16 protein-coding genes are annotated in these 15,933 nt (G+C 72.7%); 6 read left to right on the top strand and 10 right to left on the bottom strand.

Features of this window, described 5'->3' with window-relative positions:
• Nucleotides 1–91: 91 nt before the first annotated feature.
• The gene (locus tag AB0J46_RS50910; protein ID WP_364344426.1) at nucleotides 92–517 is read left to right on the top strand and encodes a spore-associated protein A; all 426 of its coding nucleotides are present in this window, start codon (nucleotides 92–94) and stop codon (nucleotides 515–517) included.
• A 181-nt stretch (nucleotides 518–698) separates the two neighbouring features.
• Here AB0J46_RS50910 and AB0J46_RS50905 read toward each other — a convergent pair whose 3' ends face one another.
• The 5 genes from AB0J46_RS50905 to AB0J46_RS50885 all read right to left on the bottom strand — a co-directional run bounded on the left by AB0J46_RS50905 (nucleotide 699) and on the right by AB0J46_RS50885 (nucleotide 5,755).
• Entirely contained in the window at nucleotides 699–1,154 is a 456-nt protein-coding gene (locus tag AB0J46_RS50905; RefSeq protein ID WP_364344423.1) for a hypothetical protein, read from the bottom strand.
• A gap of 350 nt (nucleotides 1,155–1,504) precedes the next feature.
• Nucleotides 1,505–2,476, bottom strand: a complete 972-nt coding sequence (locus tag AB0J46_RS50900; RefSeq protein ID WP_364344420.1) for a winged helix-turn-helix domain-containing protein — start codon at nucleotides 2,474–2,476, stop codon at nucleotides 1,505–1,507.
• Nucleotides 2,477–2,677: 201 nt separating this feature from the next.
• On the bottom strand, nucleotides 2,678–3,088 hold the full coding sequence (locus AB0J46_RS50895; protein WP_364344417.1) for a hypothetical protein: 411 nt from the start codon (nucleotides 3,086–3,088) through the stop codon (nucleotides 2,678–2,680).
• 85 nt (nucleotides 3,089–3,173) lie between these two features.
• Entirely contained in the window at nucleotides 3,174–3,773 is a 600-nt protein-coding gene (locus AB0J46_RS50890; protein WP_364344414.1) for a helix-turn-helix transcriptional regulator, read from the bottom strand.
• Nucleotides 3,770–5,755 (bottom strand): AAA family ATPase, encoded by a 1,986-nt coding sequence (locus AB0J46_RS50885; RefSeq protein ID WP_364344411.1) that lies wholly within the window; start codon nucleotides 5,753–5,755, stop codon nucleotides 3,770–3,772. Before AB0J46_RS50885 ends, AB0J46_RS50890 begins: the two co-directional genes overlap by 4 nt.
• Nucleotides 5,756–5,932: 177 nt before the next feature.
• On the opposite strand from AB0J46_RS50885, the gene AB0J46_RS50880 reads away from it, so the two are divergent.
• Nucleotides 5,933–6,640 carry an MBL fold metallo-hydrolase gene (locus AB0J46_RS50880; RefSeq protein ID WP_364344408.1) on the top strand — a complete coding sequence of 236 codons (708 nt, stop codon included), beginning with the start codon at nucleotides 5,933–5,935 and terminating at the stop codon, nucleotides 6,638–6,640.
• Between the two features lie 69 nt (nucleotides 6,641–6,709).
• Here AB0J46_RS50880 and AB0J46_RS50875 read toward each other — a convergent pair whose 3' ends face one another.
• Together AB0J46_RS50875 and vanY-N are read right to left on the bottom strand one after the other, a co-directional pair.
• Entirely contained in the window at nucleotides 6,710–9,937 is a 3,228-nt protein-coding gene (locus AB0J46_RS50875) for a BTAD domain-containing putative transcriptional regulator (RefSeq protein WP_364344406.1), read from the bottom strand.
• Nucleotides 9,938–10,365: 428 nt separating this feature from the next.
• Nucleotides 10,366–10,938 (bottom strand): D,D-peptidase/D,D-carboxypeptidase VanY-N, encoded by a 573-nt coding sequence (gene vanY-N, locus AB0J46_RS50870; protein WP_364344403.1) that lies wholly within the window; start codon nucleotides 10,936–10,938, stop codon nucleotides 10,366–10,368.
• Between the two features lie 191 nt (nucleotides 10,939–11,129).
• Between vanY-N and AB0J46_RS50865 the strand changes: the two genes are divergently transcribed.
• Genes AB0J46_RS50865 through AB0J46_RS50855 form a run of 3 tightly spaced genes read left to right on the top strand, consistent with a single transcriptional unit; the run spans nucleotide 11,130 to nucleotide 13,805 of the window.
• On the top strand, nucleotides 11,130–11,804 hold the full coding sequence (locus tag AB0J46_RS50865; RefSeq protein WP_358302179.1) for a response regulator transcription factor: 675 nt from the start codon (nucleotides 11,130–11,132) through the stop codon (nucleotides 11,802–11,804).
• Between the two features lie 7 nt (nucleotides 11,805–11,811).
• A complete protein-coding gene (locus tag AB0J46_RS50860; RefSeq protein ID WP_364344401.1) occupies nucleotides 11,812–13,332 on the top strand; it encodes a HAMP domain-containing sensor histidine kinase in 1,521 nt (506 codons plus the stop codon).
• Nucleotides 13,329–13,805: a hypothetical protein gene (locus AB0J46_RS50855; RefSeq protein WP_364344399.1), complete on the top strand. Its 477-nt coding sequence runs from the start codon at nucleotides 13,329–13,331 to the stop codon at nucleotides 13,803–13,805. The genes AB0J46_RS50860 and AB0J46_RS50855 overlap by 4 nt, the downstream gene beginning before the upstream one ends.
• A gap of 94 nt (nucleotides 13,806–13,899) precedes the next feature.
• Here the strand turns inward: AB0J46_RS50855 and AB0J46_RS50850 are convergent, their stop codons facing one another.
• Genes AB0J46_RS50850 through AB0J46_RS50840 form a run of 3 tightly spaced genes read right to left on the bottom strand, consistent with a single transcriptional unit; the run spans nucleotide 13,900 to nucleotide 15,335 of the window.
• Nucleotides 13,900–14,310, bottom strand: a complete 411-nt coding sequence (locus AB0J46_RS50850) for a DUF2871 domain-containing protein (protein ID WP_364344396.1) — start codon at nucleotides 14,308–14,310, stop codon at nucleotides 13,900–13,902.
• A 60-nt stretch (nucleotides 14,311–14,370) separates the two neighbouring features.
• A complete protein-coding gene (locus AB0J46_RS50845; RefSeq protein ID WP_364344393.1) occupies nucleotides 14,371–14,859 on the bottom strand; it encodes a sigma-70 family RNA polymerase sigma factor in 489 nt (162 codons plus the stop codon).
• Complete coding sequence (locus AB0J46_RS50840) at nucleotides 14,856–15,335, bottom strand: hypothetical protein (RefSeq protein ID WP_364344390.1); 480 nt, start codon at nucleotides 15,333–15,335, stop codon at nucleotides 14,856–14,858. The genes AB0J46_RS50845 and AB0J46_RS50840 overlap by 4 nt, the downstream gene beginning before the upstream one ends.
• Before the next feature lie 72 nt (nucleotides 15,336–15,407).
• Here AB0J46_RS50840 and AB0J46_RS50835 point away from each other — a divergent pair, with 72 nt between their 5' ends.
• The gene (locus AB0J46_RS50835) at nucleotides 15,408–15,842 is read left to right on the top strand and encodes a DUF3995 domain-containing protein (RefSeq protein WP_364344387.1); all 435 of its coding nucleotides are present in this window, start codon (nucleotides 15,408–15,410) and stop codon (nucleotides 15,840–15,842) included.
• The last annotated feature ends 91 nt before the right edge of the window (nucleotides 15,843–15,933 follow it).

Genomic DNA, 15,933 nt, shown 5'->3' with positions numbered 1-15,933 from the left:
TGCGAACTATCACATTGATCACGAGTTGCGGGTGGCAGAAGCGAGCCGGTGGTACTCAAGATCACAACACTGGGCAATCGAAGGGATCTTCGTGCGAGCACGCAAGCCGGCGATCCTCCTGGCCGCCGCGGCCCTGACCTCCACCACCACCCTGGCGGCGACCGCCGCCCCGGCCGGCGCGGCCGGCCCCTGCGGCAGCGGCTACACCCGGGTCGGCGTCTACAACATCGGCATCGAGAAGTACGGGTACCGCACGGGCATCCTGGAGGTGTACTACAGCTCCGGCACCGGCAAGAACTGCGCACTCACCTACGGCGACGGCCCCTACGCCAACACCACGAGCTGGAAGGGCGTCGTGATCTCCAGGGGCGATGGCAGCGGGAAGGACAGCGACGCCGGAAACTACCAGTACTACGCCGGCCCCGTGTACGTCTCGGCGGCCGGGCAGTGCATCGACGTCGAGGGCATCTCGCCGTCGTGGACGAGCGTCAAGCTCGACAACGTGCACTGCGGCTGAGACCGGCCTGACCGGCCGGCCTGCCTCGTTGAGCGGCGCCCGCTGAGCACGCCGCCGTTCCGTTGAAAAGGACGGCGAGGGCGTGCCCCCCGGCAGGGGATTGAAGAAGAGCACGCACCCCAGGGTCGAGGGCACTGATCAGCCCCGCGCGCTTCCGTCGTCGCGTCGGCCGCACGGCGAGTCAGTCCAGCGGAGTCCCGCCCACGGCCGCGAGCAGCAGGACAGGGAACTCCGGATCGGCCTGACCGACGGCGAGCGCGACCCATCGGCCCGCGTCCGGCCGGCGCCAGGCGAGCATCGTGCTGGTGAGCTGGCCGAGCTCGTCCAGCGGCGCGGGCGCTGCGGCCTCGCCTTGCGGCCACAGATCGACCACCCGAGGGGCACCCCAGCGCGTCGTCAGGGCGGCCGCCAGTTCCTGGAGGGCGGCGTCGATCTCCGCCTGGGCCGCCTCGACGACCTCCTCGCCACGGTCGTCCCAGAAGTCACGGCTGGCCATCAGATAGCACACATGGTGGTCCGGGCCGCTGGAACGGTATCCCTCCCACACCTCCCGCGACGTGCCCTCCCGCTCCTCCGTCTCCGGGAAGGGACGGGCCAGGAGGGCGTCCACGACGGCGAGTCGATCGTGCAGAGCCATCCCATGAGGATAGGGTCCCGCGGCGCGGTCCCTTCGCGGCGGAGTTCACTTGTAGTACTGCACCCAGTACTCGACCGTGTGCTTCTTGCCGAGGGAGAAGGTCGCCCAGCACTTCGAGTGGCCGGCGTTGCTGATGCGGACGATGCCGTACTTGCCGTTGCAGCGCCACGTGCCGGACTTGGCGACCCGCTCGCCACCGCCCCAGCGGCGCAGGGACCACAGGTCGACCTTGATCCCCGTGTCAGGGCGGCACCGGCCTTGGCCGTGCTCGCCTGGGACGTGACCTGGCTGCGCGCGGCCGGCGCGGCGACGGCGGGAGCGGCCGTCAGCATGGCCAGGCGGCGTCGCCGTCAGCCGGCGTCCAGGGAGCCGTTCAGGAGGGCCTGGCCGAGCGGCGTCAGGGTGTGCAGGACGGAACTGCCCGTCCGTACGGTCGAGACGAGCCCGGCGTTGCGCAGGACCGTGGTGTGCTGGCTGGCCGAGCCGAGGGAGACACCGACGCGTTCGGCCACGAACGTGGTGGTGGCCGGGCTGCGCAACGTGGCCAGCACCGCCGCACGGGTACGGCCCAGCAGAGGCGTCAGCACGTCGTCCGCGCCGGCCGGCCGGCCTGCGGCGCACATCGGGTACACCAGCACCGTGGCCGCGTCCGGCCGGTACATCACCATCGGACGGGGCGCGAAATAGGACGGGATCAGCAGCAGCCCCCGCCCGCCCAGCACGACGTCGTGATCGCCGTCGACCGGGATGTGCAGCGTCGGCGGCCGCCAGCGGCACCCGGGATGCAGCGTGGCCAGCAGGGCGTCCACCCCGCCGCGCAGCAGGGTCTCGGAGCGCAGGGCCCGGTCGGCGCCGGCCTCCGCCTGGATCTGCGACCACAAAGGCTCCACCGACGAGCCGAAGAAGCCGCGCAGGTCGTCGACGAGGGTCTGGCGCGCCCCACGGCTGCCGCCGGCCAGTTCCCGCGCCCAGCGCCCCGCCCGCTGAGCGGGCGACAACGCGCCCAGATCGACCGCCAGGTAGGAGCTCGGCGTCCGACTGGCCAGCTCGACGCCGGCGGCGAAGTCACCGGCGTCCGGCTGGAGCAGGAACGCCGGCACCGAACTCCGCGGCGGGACCAGGGGCGCCAGCACCCCCGCCCGCTCGGCCAGGCTTCCTCCCACCTGCCGCAACAGCCGGCGCGCTGCGGGCCGCGTCCAGCTCCTGCTCGTCGGCGCGCCGAGCAGCAGCCGCACACTCAGCACCGTCTCCCACAAGGCGTTGGGGGCCGGGGCGAACGTGATCTTGCGCAGGTCGGCGTCGGAGAAGTGCACACGGATCATGACGAAGGATTCTCACCGAGCCGGCTCCCTCAGGCCAAGGAGACCACCTCCCCGGCGGGCGCGTGGACGTCAGATCGGCTCGCCGTCCGGCGGGAACCACGCCTGCAGGGTCGCCGGGTCGATCGGCACCGAGACGTGCTCGTGCGTGATCAGCCACCCCTGTCCCGTCCGCCGCGATGGGCCCGTCGTACTCCGCGAACCTCATCCAGCCCGGCGAATCTCACCGGCGGCACGACGTCGTAGTAGACGATGTCGGGAGCGTAGAGCTCCAGCAACCGGTCGACGTCCTTGACCTGGCAGGCTTCGACCCGGACCGCCAGCCGCCGTCTCGGCGACGCGGCGGGCCTGGTGACCGGCAGCCTGCCGGGTCACCCCGGCGGGCGGCCCGTCCCCGGCCACGTGCGAGGCGCCGTAGGGGTTGCCGGACCGCAACTGGACGGGGTCGGTGTAGCCCGGCGGGACGATGATGCCGCCCCAGTGGTAGAAGGTGTTGCTCAGCGCCAGGATGGTGGACTCCTGCCCGCCGTGCGCGGTGTTGGAGGCGGCCTGGGCCAGCGCGTGCAGGGTGCCGGTGGCGCTGTAGTAGATGATCGCCACGTTCACGTTGTCCATGGCCGCAACGCCAGGCGGCGGCCCCGCCGGCCCGAATCCGTGACGCCACGGTACTCGCCACGGGGGTCGCCACGGGGGGGCGCGGTCACACCAGGCGTGCGAGCTCCTGCCGGGAGGCGACGCCGAGCTTCGGATAGGCCTTGTAGAGGTGGTACTCCACGGTCCGGTGACTGAGGAACAGCTGCGCGGCGATGTCGCGGTTGCTCACCCCCGCCGCGGCCAGCCGTACCACCTGGAGCTCCTGCGGGGTGAGCGCCGCCAGCGCGTCGGCGGGCGGCCCGTCGGGCGCGCTCTCCCCGGTGGCGCGCAGCTCGGCACGGGCACGCCCGGCCCACGGCGTGGCACCGAGCCGGTCGAAGATCTCCAGAGCCGAGCGCAGCGGCGAGCGCGCCTCGGCCCTGCGCCGCGCGCGGCGCAGCCACTCGCCGTACAGCAGCTCGGTGCGGGCGCGTTCGAACGGCCGGCCGCCGCGCCGGTGCAGCCGTACGGCGTGCGCGTAGTGCTCGCCCGCCTCCCCGTCCGGGCCCAGCAGGGCACGGCAGCGCAGCGCGACCGCCCGGGCCCACGGCTGCCGGCCCGCCTCGGCCCACGCCGCGAACCGGGCATACGCCCCCACAGCCCGGTCCGCCGCCTCGACCCGGACGGCCGCCTCGACCAGATCGGGCGCGGCGCAGACGGCACTCACCCCGTCGAGCTCACGAAACGCCTGCTCATACCGCCCCGAAGTGAGATGGAGCAGTCCCGATGGACGGGATCGGCCCCGTGTTCCGGACCGCCCTCGATGGCCGCGATCCGGGCGGTGATCGCGGTGAGCTGCCCGATCCGGTGGCTCTGCCCGGTGTCCCTGGCCAGCTCGACGGCCTCGGCCACGGTCGCGGCGGCGTCACGGTGCCGGCCCGCCATCAGCTGCGCGTGCGCGAGCGCGTGCAGGGTGACCGGCAGCGCGCCGGCCAGCCCCTCGTTCCTGCAGCGGATCACGTCCGCGGCGGCCAGCTCGGCCACGGCCTCGTCGTCGCCGAGGAACAGCGCGACGCCGACGACGAAGATCCGGGCCAGGGCGTCGTCCAGCGGGTTCGTCCGGGCCTGGGCCACCAGCGCCGTCAGGGCGGGCAGCGCGTTCGCGTGATCGTCGTCGGCCAGACCCGCCAGGGCCTCGATGGCGCGCGCCGTAGGGCCGGTGAGGGAGCCCGCGAGCCGGGCCACCCGCCGGACGGCGTCGATCTCGCCCGCCGGCCAGGCGTTGCTCGCCGCCATGGTCAGCATCGTCAGGGCCAGGCCGGGATCGTCGCGCAGGATCGTCTGCGCACCGTCGGCGAGCACCTGGGCGGCGCCTTGCGGCGTGCCGCGCTCGAACGCGACGCTCGCCCGGACCATCGCCAGCCCCGCGCTGTGCCCGCCCAGCTCGGCGGCGCGTTCTGCCAGGGCCGCGGCCTGCTCGGTGCGTCCGCCGGCGATCGCGGCCCGCGCGGCCAGGGTCGTCCGCCGCGCCCGCTCGGCCCGGTCCGGGCTGAGCAGCGCGGCCTGCTCGAGAATCGACGCGGCCGTGGCCATGGCGCCTCGGCCGCGCGCCGCCCCGGCCGTCTCCTCCAGCCGGGCGGCGATGTCCTCCTGCGGCCCGGTCGCGGCGGCGGCCAGGTGCCAGACCCGCCGTTCGGCGTCCACGACCGCGGCCAGCGCCTCGTGCGCGGCCACGCGCAGGCCGAGCGGGGCACGCTGGTAGGCGGCGGACCGGACCAGCGGGTGACGGAAGGCGATCGAAGCCCCCGTGATCCGCAACAGCCCCGCCTTCTCGGCGGCCTCCAGGTCCGCGACGCCGCCGCCGAGGGCCCGCGCCGCCCGCAGGACCGTCCCGAGATCGCCGCTCCCCTCGGCGGCGGCCACCAGCACGGCCAGCCGGGCACGCTCAGGCAGCTCGTCGATCTGGGCGCCGAAACCGGCGACGACGCGATCGGTGGCCGGCAGCGCGCCCGGCATCACGTCGCGGCCGGCACGCTGCTCCGGACTGAGCCCGGCGGGCAGCTCGATCAGCGCCAGCGGGTTCCCGCCCGCTTCCCGGACGACCCGATCGCGTACCGAGGAGGCCATCGTGGAGAAGCGCTGCGCGAGCACCTCGGCCGCCGCGGCCTCGTCCAGCCCGCCCAGCCGCAGCTCGGGCAGGCCGGGAGCGTCGAAGGCGTCCCGGGCCGCGAACACCATCGCGACGCCGTCGGCCGCCAGGCGGCGCGCCGCGAACAGCAGCGCGTCGGCGGAGGCGGCGTCCAGCCAGTGCGCGTCGTCGATCAGGCACAGGACCGGCCGTTGCGCGGCCAGCTCCGACAGCAGGCTCAGGACGGCGAGACCGACCAGGAACCGGCTCGCGCCGGCGACATCGGCCAGGCCCAGCGCACCCCGAAGCGCCGCCGCCTGCACGCCGGGCAGGGTGTCGAGGCGGTCGAGCACGGGACGCAGCACCATCTGCAGACCCGCGAACGGCAGCGACGTCTCGGCCTCCACCGCGGTCGCCCGCAACACGCGAACCCCGCGGGCCTGACGGACGAGCTCGTCCAGCAGGGCCGACTTGCCGATGCCCGCCTCGCCGCGCAGGACCAGGACGCCGCTCCGACCCGCCCGTGCCCGATCGACCAGCCGCGCGACCTCGCCGAGTTCCTTGTCCCGCCCCCGTAACATGCGCCAAATTTACCCATATGCCGCCAAGGACCCAGGCCCGAGGTGCCCGGCCAGGAACCCGAAGGAGAGCAGTGCTCTTGACGTGGAGCACCCATCCAAGAGAGCATTGCTCTCATAACGGAGCAATGCCCCGCAACTGAAGGCGGCGCTCCAACCTGAACCTCCTTGGGGAAGCACATGAAGCTCGCACCGCACCTGCACCGCCTCGGCAACGACGTCGTCGCCTGCTACCTCATCGACACCGACGAAGGCATCACCCTGATCGACGCGGGACTGCCCGGCCACTGGCAGGACCTGCAGGCCGAACTCCGCACCCTGGGCAAAACCGCCGACGACATCCGCGGACTCGTCCTGACCCACGGCGACTCCGACCACATCGGCTTCGCCGAACGCCTGCGCAGCGAACACGGCGTCCCCGTCTTCGTGCACGCCGGCGACGCCGTCCGCACCCGCACCGGAGAAAAGCCCAAAACCGCACTCGGCCCCATGCGCCTCGGCCCGACCCTCGGCTTCTTCGCCTACTCCCTGCGCAAGAACGGCCTGCGCACCCGCTACGTCAGCGAAGTCACCGAGATCGCCGACGGCGACGTCCTGGACCTGCCCGGCAAGCCCGTGATCGTCGGCATGCCGGGACACTCACCGGGCAGCGTCGCGGTACACGTCCCCCTCGCCGACGCGATCTTCGTCGGCGATGCGCTGACCACCCGCCACGTCCTCACCGGACGCTCCGGCCCGCAGCCCGCCCCCTTCACCGACGACCCCGCCACCGCCCTGTCCTCCCTGGACCGGCTCGCCGGACTGTCCGCCTCCTGGGTGCTCCCCGGCCACGGCGCCCCCTGGCGCACCTCACCGGCCCAGGTGAGCCAGGCCGTCAGAAAGAGCTGACAACGCGGGAACAGACGCTTCGCCCCCCTACGACGGCGATCACCTGGCCGGCGTCTGCCGCATCACCCGCTAGAAGGACGCCCGCAACGCGGTCGCCCGCGACCGGGCCTCGGCGGCCCAATGAGGAGCGTTCCAGCGATCCGCGACGACGGCGGCCCGGGCGAAGTGAGCGGCAGCCTCAGGACGGCCCAGGAAAACGGCCAGCTCACCGAGGGTGTGGGCCACCGGGCGCAGCGCCATCGACAGGCTCTCCGCACCCGCCGGAGGACCGTCACGGTACGCAAGCAGCACCTCGTAGATCTCCTCGGCGGCGTCCCGGTCACCCAAGGCCACGACGGCCATCGCGCGCAACGAGGTGAGGAACGTGAAGAAGAAATCCCGGCGAATCGGACTGGGGGGCGTGCGAACCTCCCGGGCCTCGGCATCCAGCCCATTGGCGTGCAGCGCGAGCGCCAGCAGATCCGACGTCATCGAACCCAGCACGGCGTGCAGAGCACGCACCTCCTCCAGATGCCCACCCAACGTGCCCTCGTTCAGCCAGATCGTGGCCAACGCCAGCTGAAGAAACCCCACAGCGTGCACCGACCCGATCCGCCGCATACCCTCGCCGGCCTCCACATAAAGAGCCTCGGCATCGACGAACCGGCCCTCGATGAGCGCCAGACCCGCCAACGTGATCTCCGCGACCGCGATCGCCTCCCGCATCCGATACGCGCGCGCAAGCTCCAGAGCCTCCCCGATCACCCGGCGCATCGTCACCGGATCATTGGCCGCAGCCGCGACACCGGCATGATTGAGCAGCCCAGAGACACGGTAAACCGGCAGATCATGCTCGACCCCGATCTCCACCAGCTCCCGGCACAGCTCCGCATTGCCCAGAACCTCGGCCAGGATCTCCAAAGCCGCCGCCCGCAAACGAGGTTCGGTGGCGAGAGCGAGCGCCTCCCGCGCCGCCTCCACCACCGACGGATCATCCTCGCCGACCAGCTCGTGCGCATACGCCGACAACAGCCGCGACCGCACCGAAGGAGCCAACTCCCCCTTCAACAGCCGACTCAGCCGATCGACCACAGGCCGATCCACCGTGCCGTACGTACGAGCCTGCCACGGGGTCGGCTCCGTCCACGCCGTGAACGCCGCGATCATCAGATCCGCACGCCCCAAGGACTCCGCGTACTCCACAGCCACACGCCGCGTCTCACGGGCCGCAGCGACGGCCCCCGCCCGGATCTGCGCCCGCAACAGCCTGCCGAGCAACTCCACGCGTTCCTCCGGCCCGGCCGAATGAGCCACCGCATCGGCCAGGAGATCGGCCGCCACATCGTGGGCGTAACGCGCCTCGGCAAGCTCGGCGGCCCGCACACAGTAGCCGACAGCCTTCGGCGAGCCCGCCCGCGCGAAATGATGCGCCAGCGCCGCGACGTCGTCGCCCCCCTCAAGAGCGGCGCCGATCCGGGCATGCATCCGGGTGGCACGCAACCTGCTCAGATCGGCGAGGAGCGTGTCCCTCACAAGAGCGTGCACGAAACGGACCAGACCGGGACCGGGCTCATCCAGAAGCCCGGCGACGACACCCGCGTCCAGCGCGTCCAACACCCCGTCCTCGTCCACGTCAGCGGCCTTGACCAGGACGTCCACCGAACTCTCCCGGCCCGCCACCGCGGCCAGCCGCAGAACCGACACCCCACCCTCCGGCAGACGCGCCAGCCGGCGGCGCAGCACGTCCCGAACCCCCTCGGGAACCTCCGACAACGCCACCAGCGCACCCTCACCGCTCAGCAACCGGGCACTCTCCCGCACATAGAACGGATTGCCACCGGTACGCTCCGCGATCCCCGCGACCGTCTCGTCATCGGCCTCGCACTCAGCCCGCACCAGCTGCGCCACGGCCTCCTCGTCCAACCCCGGCAACGCCACACGGACAGGCGTCACCCGCGCCAGAGAGGCCAGCGTCTCGCCGAGCCGCCCGCCCTCGTCCGCACGGTACGCCACCACCACCAAGATCGGCGCCCGCAGCCCCAGACAACCGCCCAGCAGCTCCAGCGTGGCGACATCCGCCCCATGCAGGTCATCCAGCACGACGGCCACCGGACGCTCCGAGGCGACCGCCGCAAGCCACCGCCACACAGCCCGGCGCAGGCGGAACCGTCCAGCGGTGGCGTCGGCCTCCACCGGCCCGCCATCGGCCAGCAGCGGCGCCAGGTCGCGCGCGAACTCACCCGGAGACGCGGACGCTGCGACGGCGCCCAGCACCTCGGTCCACGCCCACGCGGGCGGCGCACCATCGACCTCCGGACAGCGGCCGACGGCCACCAACCACCCCTCACGTTCCAGCCGCCTGCCGAAATGATCAAGCAACGTCGACTTGCCGAGCCCCGCCTCACCGGTGACACAGGCGACCCGCACTCCATCGGTCACCGCCTCGGCCGCGGCCGTGACCAGCGCCGACACCTGCGCCTCACGTCCGACGAACGACGCACCGGGAGGGGGCACCTGCGGCAGCGGCGCGGCCGGTGAAGCCGGCGCAGGCACGGTCGCGCGCAGGACCTCCATGCGCTGAGTGAGAATCGCCTCCTCCAACGCCACCAGCTCAGGACCCGGATCAAGCCCGAGCTCCTCAGCGAGAATGCCACGAGCACGGCGCAGCGTCGCCAGCGCGTCCGCCTGACGACCACTGCTCCACAACGCCAAGGCGTGCAACCGCCACCCCTCCTCACGAAGAGGCTCCTCGCGAGTGAGCCGCTCGGCCTCGGCCACCACCACAGCAGGATCACCGACACGCAGACCCGCCGCCACATGCAGCTCGGCCGCCACCGAACGCAGCTCGTTCAACCGCGCCGTCTCGGCCGCCGCCCACGGCTCGTCCGCCACCTCGGCGAACGCCGGCCCCTGCCACAGCCCCAGCGCCTCACCCAGCCGAGCCCGCGCGGCGCCCACGTCACTGTCCGCACGCGCCCGCCCCAGCAACCCCTCGAACCGCCAGGCGTCCACCGCCTCCGACGGCAACCGCAACGCATAACCCGGCGCCGCACTCACCAGCAACCGAGCCGGCGAACGCGGCGGACGCCCAGGCTCCAGCAACCGCCGCAGGTTCGACACGTACGCCTGCAACGACAACAACGCCCGAGCGGGCGGCTCCCCACCCCACAGATCCTCGATCATCCGATCGACCGGCACCACCTGCCCACGCGCCGCCACCAGCAACGCCAGCACACCCCGCTGCCGCGGCCCGCCCAAGGGAACCGGCTCGCCGCCGACCTCAGCCGCCAGAGCGCCCAGAACCCGAATGAAGACCATGATCTGCACATCGTATGCGGATGTTCCGAATGACCTCCAAACCCCCAGGAGCAGCCTGAACACATCCCAGCCAAGGAGGGAACAAGCTCAAAGCCCCCAGGACACTCCGACACGTCACCGACCGCCACCCGCGGTGCTTTTGGTGGCTGAGTACGGGCGTAGCCCGTGCCTCTGTAAGGGATGCATTTGTGAACCAACCAGCGCCTTTACAATGTAGATCACACCGGCGCCCACGGTCTCGCCGCGTGCCTGCTCCTCTTATCCACGGCCCTCGCGCTGACCGGCCCCGCACGGGCCGACGCGCTGCGGTGGCCTGCGGCGACGTCCTGACCGGCGACACCACCCTCACCGCCGACCTGACCTGCTGGTGAGAACAGCTGCCCGGTCTCCAGGGCGCGGGCCGGCCGAGGTCCGCGAGCGCGGCCGGGTCAGCTCCGGCGTCTGTTCTCCTGCGCGTGACCGACCCCGGGGTGGGGCCGTCGGCGCGGGGGCGTGCCGCCGTACTCCGGGTGGTGCTCGAAGTGCCACCACTCGTTGTCGAACATGCGGTAGAGGTCGTAGCGGGCGCCGTGCTCCTCCAGCCAGCGCGCGCCTTCGCGCGGACGCACGTCCAGGGCGATGCCCTTGACGTGGTTGGACTCCGTCGGCGGCAGGACGAGCATGCGCGCCAGGGCCGGGGAGCCGGTGCGGCGCACCTCCTCCTCGAACATCCGGAGCTGCACGAGCGGATCACGGTATCCCGAGGTGAGGCCGAGGAGCTGGCCGTGACGCCAGAGCGCCTCGGTGCGCGCCGCGGTGAACGCCGCCAGGGCGCCGCCGGTGAGCCCGGTCAGGTCCTCGGCGGGGAACCGCATCCGTAACGCCCACTGGCAGGCCAGCTCGCGGGCCCGGCCGGGGCGGCGGACGAGCGCCGCGGGCAGCAGGAGCCGGGCGAGCACCAGCGTCACCACGGCGAACAGCCGATCTCGGGGCCGAGCTGGGATGGTGCGTGGTTCGTTCATGACGAACTACGATTGGCGCCGAATATGAGTGGGTCGTCTGCCGAATGTCACCGTTTGTCGACGGCCACCACGCCGGCACCACCGTGACACAACGATGACATGGCGCTGACAAGACGGGGACATCACCGGCCGACAGTGGACGGAGTTGACCGGCGGGCGAGGTTACGGAGCGTGCTGTGGTACTCGGCGGCGTGTCGCGAGTGTTGTTGATCGAGGATGACCCGGCCGTGCGGGAGGGCCTTGAGCTGGCCCTGACCCGGCACGGGCATCGGGTGGGCGCCGTGGAGTCCGGCGAGGAGGGGCTGGAGCGGCTGCGCGCCGACCGTCCCGACGTCGTCGTGCTCGATCTGATGTTGCCCGGCATGAACGGGTTCGAGGTCTGCCGCCGCATCCGGGCCATCGGCGAGGTGCCGATCATCATGCTGACCGCGCGCGGCGACGACATCGACGTGGTGGCGGGGCTGGAGGCGGGCGCCGACGACTACGTGGTCAAACCGGTGCAACCCAGGGTGCTCGAAGCGCGCATTCGCGCCGTGCTCCGGCGGATCGGCCGCGACCAGGCGGAACTGGAGCGGCACGGTGAGCTGACCATCGATCGGGCCGGGCTGGTGGTCACCAAGCGCGGCGCCCCGATCGGGCTCACCCCGGCCGAGCTGCGCCTGCTGCTGGAGCTCTCCGGCACGCCGGGCCGGGTGCACAGCCGCCAGCAACTGCTGGACTCGGTGTGGGAGCACGGGTACTTCGGCGACTCGCGACTGGTGGACGCGTGCGTGCAGCGGCTGCGCGCGAAGATCGAGGACGACTCGGCGTCCCCCGTCTACGTGCAGACGGTGCGGGGCTTCGGTTACCGGTTCGGGCCGGTGTGAACCGGCGGTGACGCCTGTGCCGAGCCCGGGGCTGCGTGCCCGGCTGTTGTTCGCGTTCGCGCTGCTGTGCGTGGTCACCACGGCGGCGGTGACCGGCGGGCTCTACGTCCAGGCCCGCACCGACATCCTGCAGCGGGCCCAGGACGCCGCGCTGCAGGCGACGAGAGCGCATCTGGAGACGCTCTTCCCGTTGCGCACCCCGGCTCCGGACCGGACCGAGCTCGGCAGGATCGCCGCCACGATGGCCGAGCGGGACAGCTACGCGCTCGCCGTCTACCGCGGGCTGTACGCGCAGGCCGGCCCGCCGTCCGACCGGGCGCCGGGCCTGATGCGGAACCCGCCGCCGGGGAGCGGGGGGCGCGACGGGAACGGACCGGCCCTGACGTCCGAGGACCTGATGCCCCAGGCCCTTTCCGTGAGCCTGCGGCGGAAGGTGGCCGAAGGCGAGATGGCCTGGCAACGGGTGGTGCGGGAGGGCAGGCCCTTCCTGATCATCGGCGCGCCGCTGCTGATCACCGAGGGTGACCGGTGGCGGGTGTCCGGCATCGAGGTCTACACCACGCGCAGCCTGCTTCCCGAGCAGCGCAGCATCGACTGGCTCGCCACCCGCGCCTGGCTCAGCGGCGCGGCGGCCATGGCGTTCGCGGTGGTCGTGGCGTTGCTGGCCACCCGCAGCGTGCTGCGCCCGGTGCGCGAGCTCGGCCGGGCGGCCCGCCTGCTGGGCGAGGGCGAGCTGCGGACCAGGGTCGCGGTCCGCGGCTCCGACGAGCTGGCCGACGTGGCGCGCACCTTCAACGACACCGCCGCGGAGCTGGAACGGCACGTCATGCAGCTGCGTGCGATGGAGGCCGACGCCCGCCGGTTCGTGGCCGATGTCTCGCACGAGCTGCGCACCCCCCTGGCCGCGCTCGCCGCCGTCGCCGAGGTCCTTGACGACGAGGCGGCGGAGCTGCCCGAGCCCGCCGGCCGGGCGGCCAAGCTGGTCAGCCAGGAGACGCTCAACCTGACCGCGCTGGTGAACGATCTCATCGAGATCAGCAGGTTCGACTCCGGCGTCGCGGCCCTGTCGCTGAACGAGGTGGACGTGGCCGAGCTGGTGCCCGCGACCCTGCGCGTCCGGGGCTGGTCGGACGCGGTGCGCACCGAGCTTCCCCCGTCGGTGACGGCCAGGCTGGACCCGCGCCGCGTGGACGTCATCCTCGCCAACCTGGTCGGCAACGCCCTGCGGCATGGCGAGCCGCCGGTGTCGGTGCGGTTGTCCGCGGACCCGCAGTGGATCACTGTCGAGGTCCGCGACCACGGTCCGGGGCTGGACGAGGCGGTGCTGCCGCACGCGTTCGACCGGTTCTACAAGGCCAGCGCGGCGCGGGCCAGGTCCGAGGGCAGCGGCCTGGGCCTGGCCATCGCGCTGGAGAACGCGCGCCTGCACCGGGGCGACCTCACCGTCGCCAACGCCTCCGGCGGCGGCGCCCTGTTCACGCTGCGCCTGCCACGCAGGGCCCCCGAGCAGGACGGAGCAGCCGGATGAGGGCCGCACTCCCCCGCCGCGCGCTCGCCGCGGGTCTCCTGGCGCTGGTCGCGGGCTGCGGCGTGCGTCCCAGCGACGTGATCGGCGTCGGCGAGCCGCCGAAGGGAGCCGTCGCGCTGACCACGACGATCATCCTCTACCTGGTGAAGGACGGGCGGCTCAGCGCCGTGACGCGGCCGAGCGCCCGCCCGCTGTTCCGGACCGAGAGGCTCGCGCTGCTGGCGGCCGGGCCCACCGAGAAGGAGCGGGCGCTCGGGCTCAGCACCGAGGTGCCGCCGGAAGCCGATCCGTTCCTGGTGACCGTCAAGGCGCGCGGCCGCATGGTGCTGACCCCGTCCGCGCCGGGCGGTGACCTGTCCCCCCTGGCCGTGCAGCAGATCGTGTGCACGGCCGCCGCGTTGCCGGACAGCCCTGCCCGCATCTCCGTCGCAGGGGCACGCACGAGCGTCGACCCTCGCGACTGCCCGGCCTGACCGCCGGAGGGAGCACAGGCGGCCGGCGCGCCACGCCGGAGGAGGCGGCGGCCTGAGCTCCGGCAGGCGAACGGCCGGCGGGACGTGCTTGCGGTCAGGTCTTGGCGGGGATGCGCTTGCCGAGGTTGACGAAGAACAGCACCAAACCGACCGTCAGCACGATGTGCCCCAGTCCCGCCATCCCGGTGATCGCCGGGCTGGTCTCGGCGCCCAGCACCGTCTGGGTGCCGTGCACCAGCATCATCGCCACCGTCAGCGCGAGCCCGCCGTTGTAGACCCAGAAGAACCAGGTGAACAGCCTGCCGCCGGCGCTCAGCGTGAACACCTTCTCCAGCACCAGCACGATCAGGAAGAACAGCATGCCGAGAGCGAGCAGGTGGGTGTGCACCACACCGAGCTGGGTGTCGCCGGTGAAGTCGTTGAGCTTGGTGATCTCGCGATAGTAGAGGCCGGTGATGACGCCGACGATCATGTAGATGTGCGCCGCATGGTAGATCTTTCTCACGGTTGAGACCTTAGAGGGTTGTTTGCCACTATTCGTACCGGCATCCTCGCCGGACGGGGCTCAGCCCTGCCAGGCCCGGCGGAAGCTCGCCCGGGCCCGGTGCAGCCGGGACTTGACCGTGCCCGACGGCACCCGCAACATCCGCGCCGCTACGTCCTCCGGCACCCCTTCCAGGTCGCGCAGCACCAGCACCGCCCGATGCTCCGGCGACAGGCGCTCCAGCACGTCCCGGATGTCCACGGCACGCTCGACGTCGTGCGGCGAGGGCACCCCGGCCAGTTCAGCCGGGCTGGAACGGCCGTCGCGCCGGGCGATCCGGACGGCCTCGCGCACGGCTATCGCCCGCGCCCAGCCGAGCAGGGCCTCGGGGTCGCGCAGGTCACGCAGATGCCGGAAGATCGCGATCAGCGCCTCCTGCACGGCGTCCGGCCCGCTGTCCAGCGCGATGGGCCCGCAGATCCGGCCCAGGTACGGCGTCAGCTCGGCGAGCAGGTCGTTCATCGCCATCGTGTCGCCCCGCTGGGCGGCCAGCACCCGGGCCGCCGTCATGACGCGCCCCCGGCGTCCGCGGCCGTGACCCGGGACGCGAGCCCGGCCAGCGCCTTCTCCCCCGCCGCCCGCACGCCCCACGGCACCAGCGCCGCGCGGCCCGGGACGCGCACCCCGCCCGTCTGCGCGACCAGCGTCCCCTCCGGCACGGCGGTCGCGGCCAGGCCGACGAGCAGGAACCTGCTCTGCATCCAGCACCAGCCCGGCCGCAGGTCGACGTCGAACCGGGCGCGCATGCCGTACCGGCTGCGGGCCCTGGCCACGAGGCGGCCGCCGTCCGGGCCCGCGGACTCGACGGTGAGATGCCGCATGTCGGGTTCGAACGTGCCGAACTCCTTCTCCAGATCGCTCACCACGGCCCAGACCGCCGCGAAGGGTGCGGGAATGACGCGCTCGGCGACGGACGCCCCGGGAATGGCCGCGGCCAGCGCGCGCAGGCGGCATACGGGGTCCAGATCGGCAACAGGCCAGCTCATGTCCATCCAGAGGCGGGAGGGGCGCGAAAGGTTCCATGGAACCATGACGGATTTCGCCGACTCCTGCCGGGCATGAACATTCCACGCCTCGGCGCCCTGACCGCCTCCGTCCTGCTCACCGACGCCGCCGCGCACCTGTACTGGCTGACCGGCCGCACGTGGCCCGCCGGCGACGTCAGCTCCCTCTCCCTGGCGGTGCTGAACTTCGAGGTGCCGTTCACCCCGCGCGTGCTGGTGCCGCTCGTCGCCGTGCTCGGCGCCGGGGCGGCGGCGGTGCTCGTGTGCTCACGCGGCCGGGGCGGCCTGCCCGCCCGCCTGGTCACGGCCGCCGTCGCCGCCGGGACCCTGGTCCGCGCGGCGGCCGGGCTGGTGTGGATCGCCGGCGTCGGCGCGGACACCGGGACCCCGTTCTACTGGCTCAACCTGTTCCTCTACACGCCTGTCTGCGTGTTCATGGCCACGGCGGCGGCCCTCGTCGCCTCCCGCCGCGGCTCCCGGCGGCTCTAGATGAATGAGTCCAAGGCATAGCTGCGGAGATAGGGCGAGGATGTCCATCCTCGGGTTGTGACGACCGAACTGGACACCCTCGCAACCGCAC

This window comes from Nonomuraea sp. NPDC049758 (genome assembly GCF_040674635.1).
GTDB lineage: Bacteria > Actinomycetota > Actinomycetes > Streptosporangiales > Streptosporangiaceae > Nonomuraea.
This window is presented reverse-complemented; position numbering and strand designations above follow the sequence as displayed.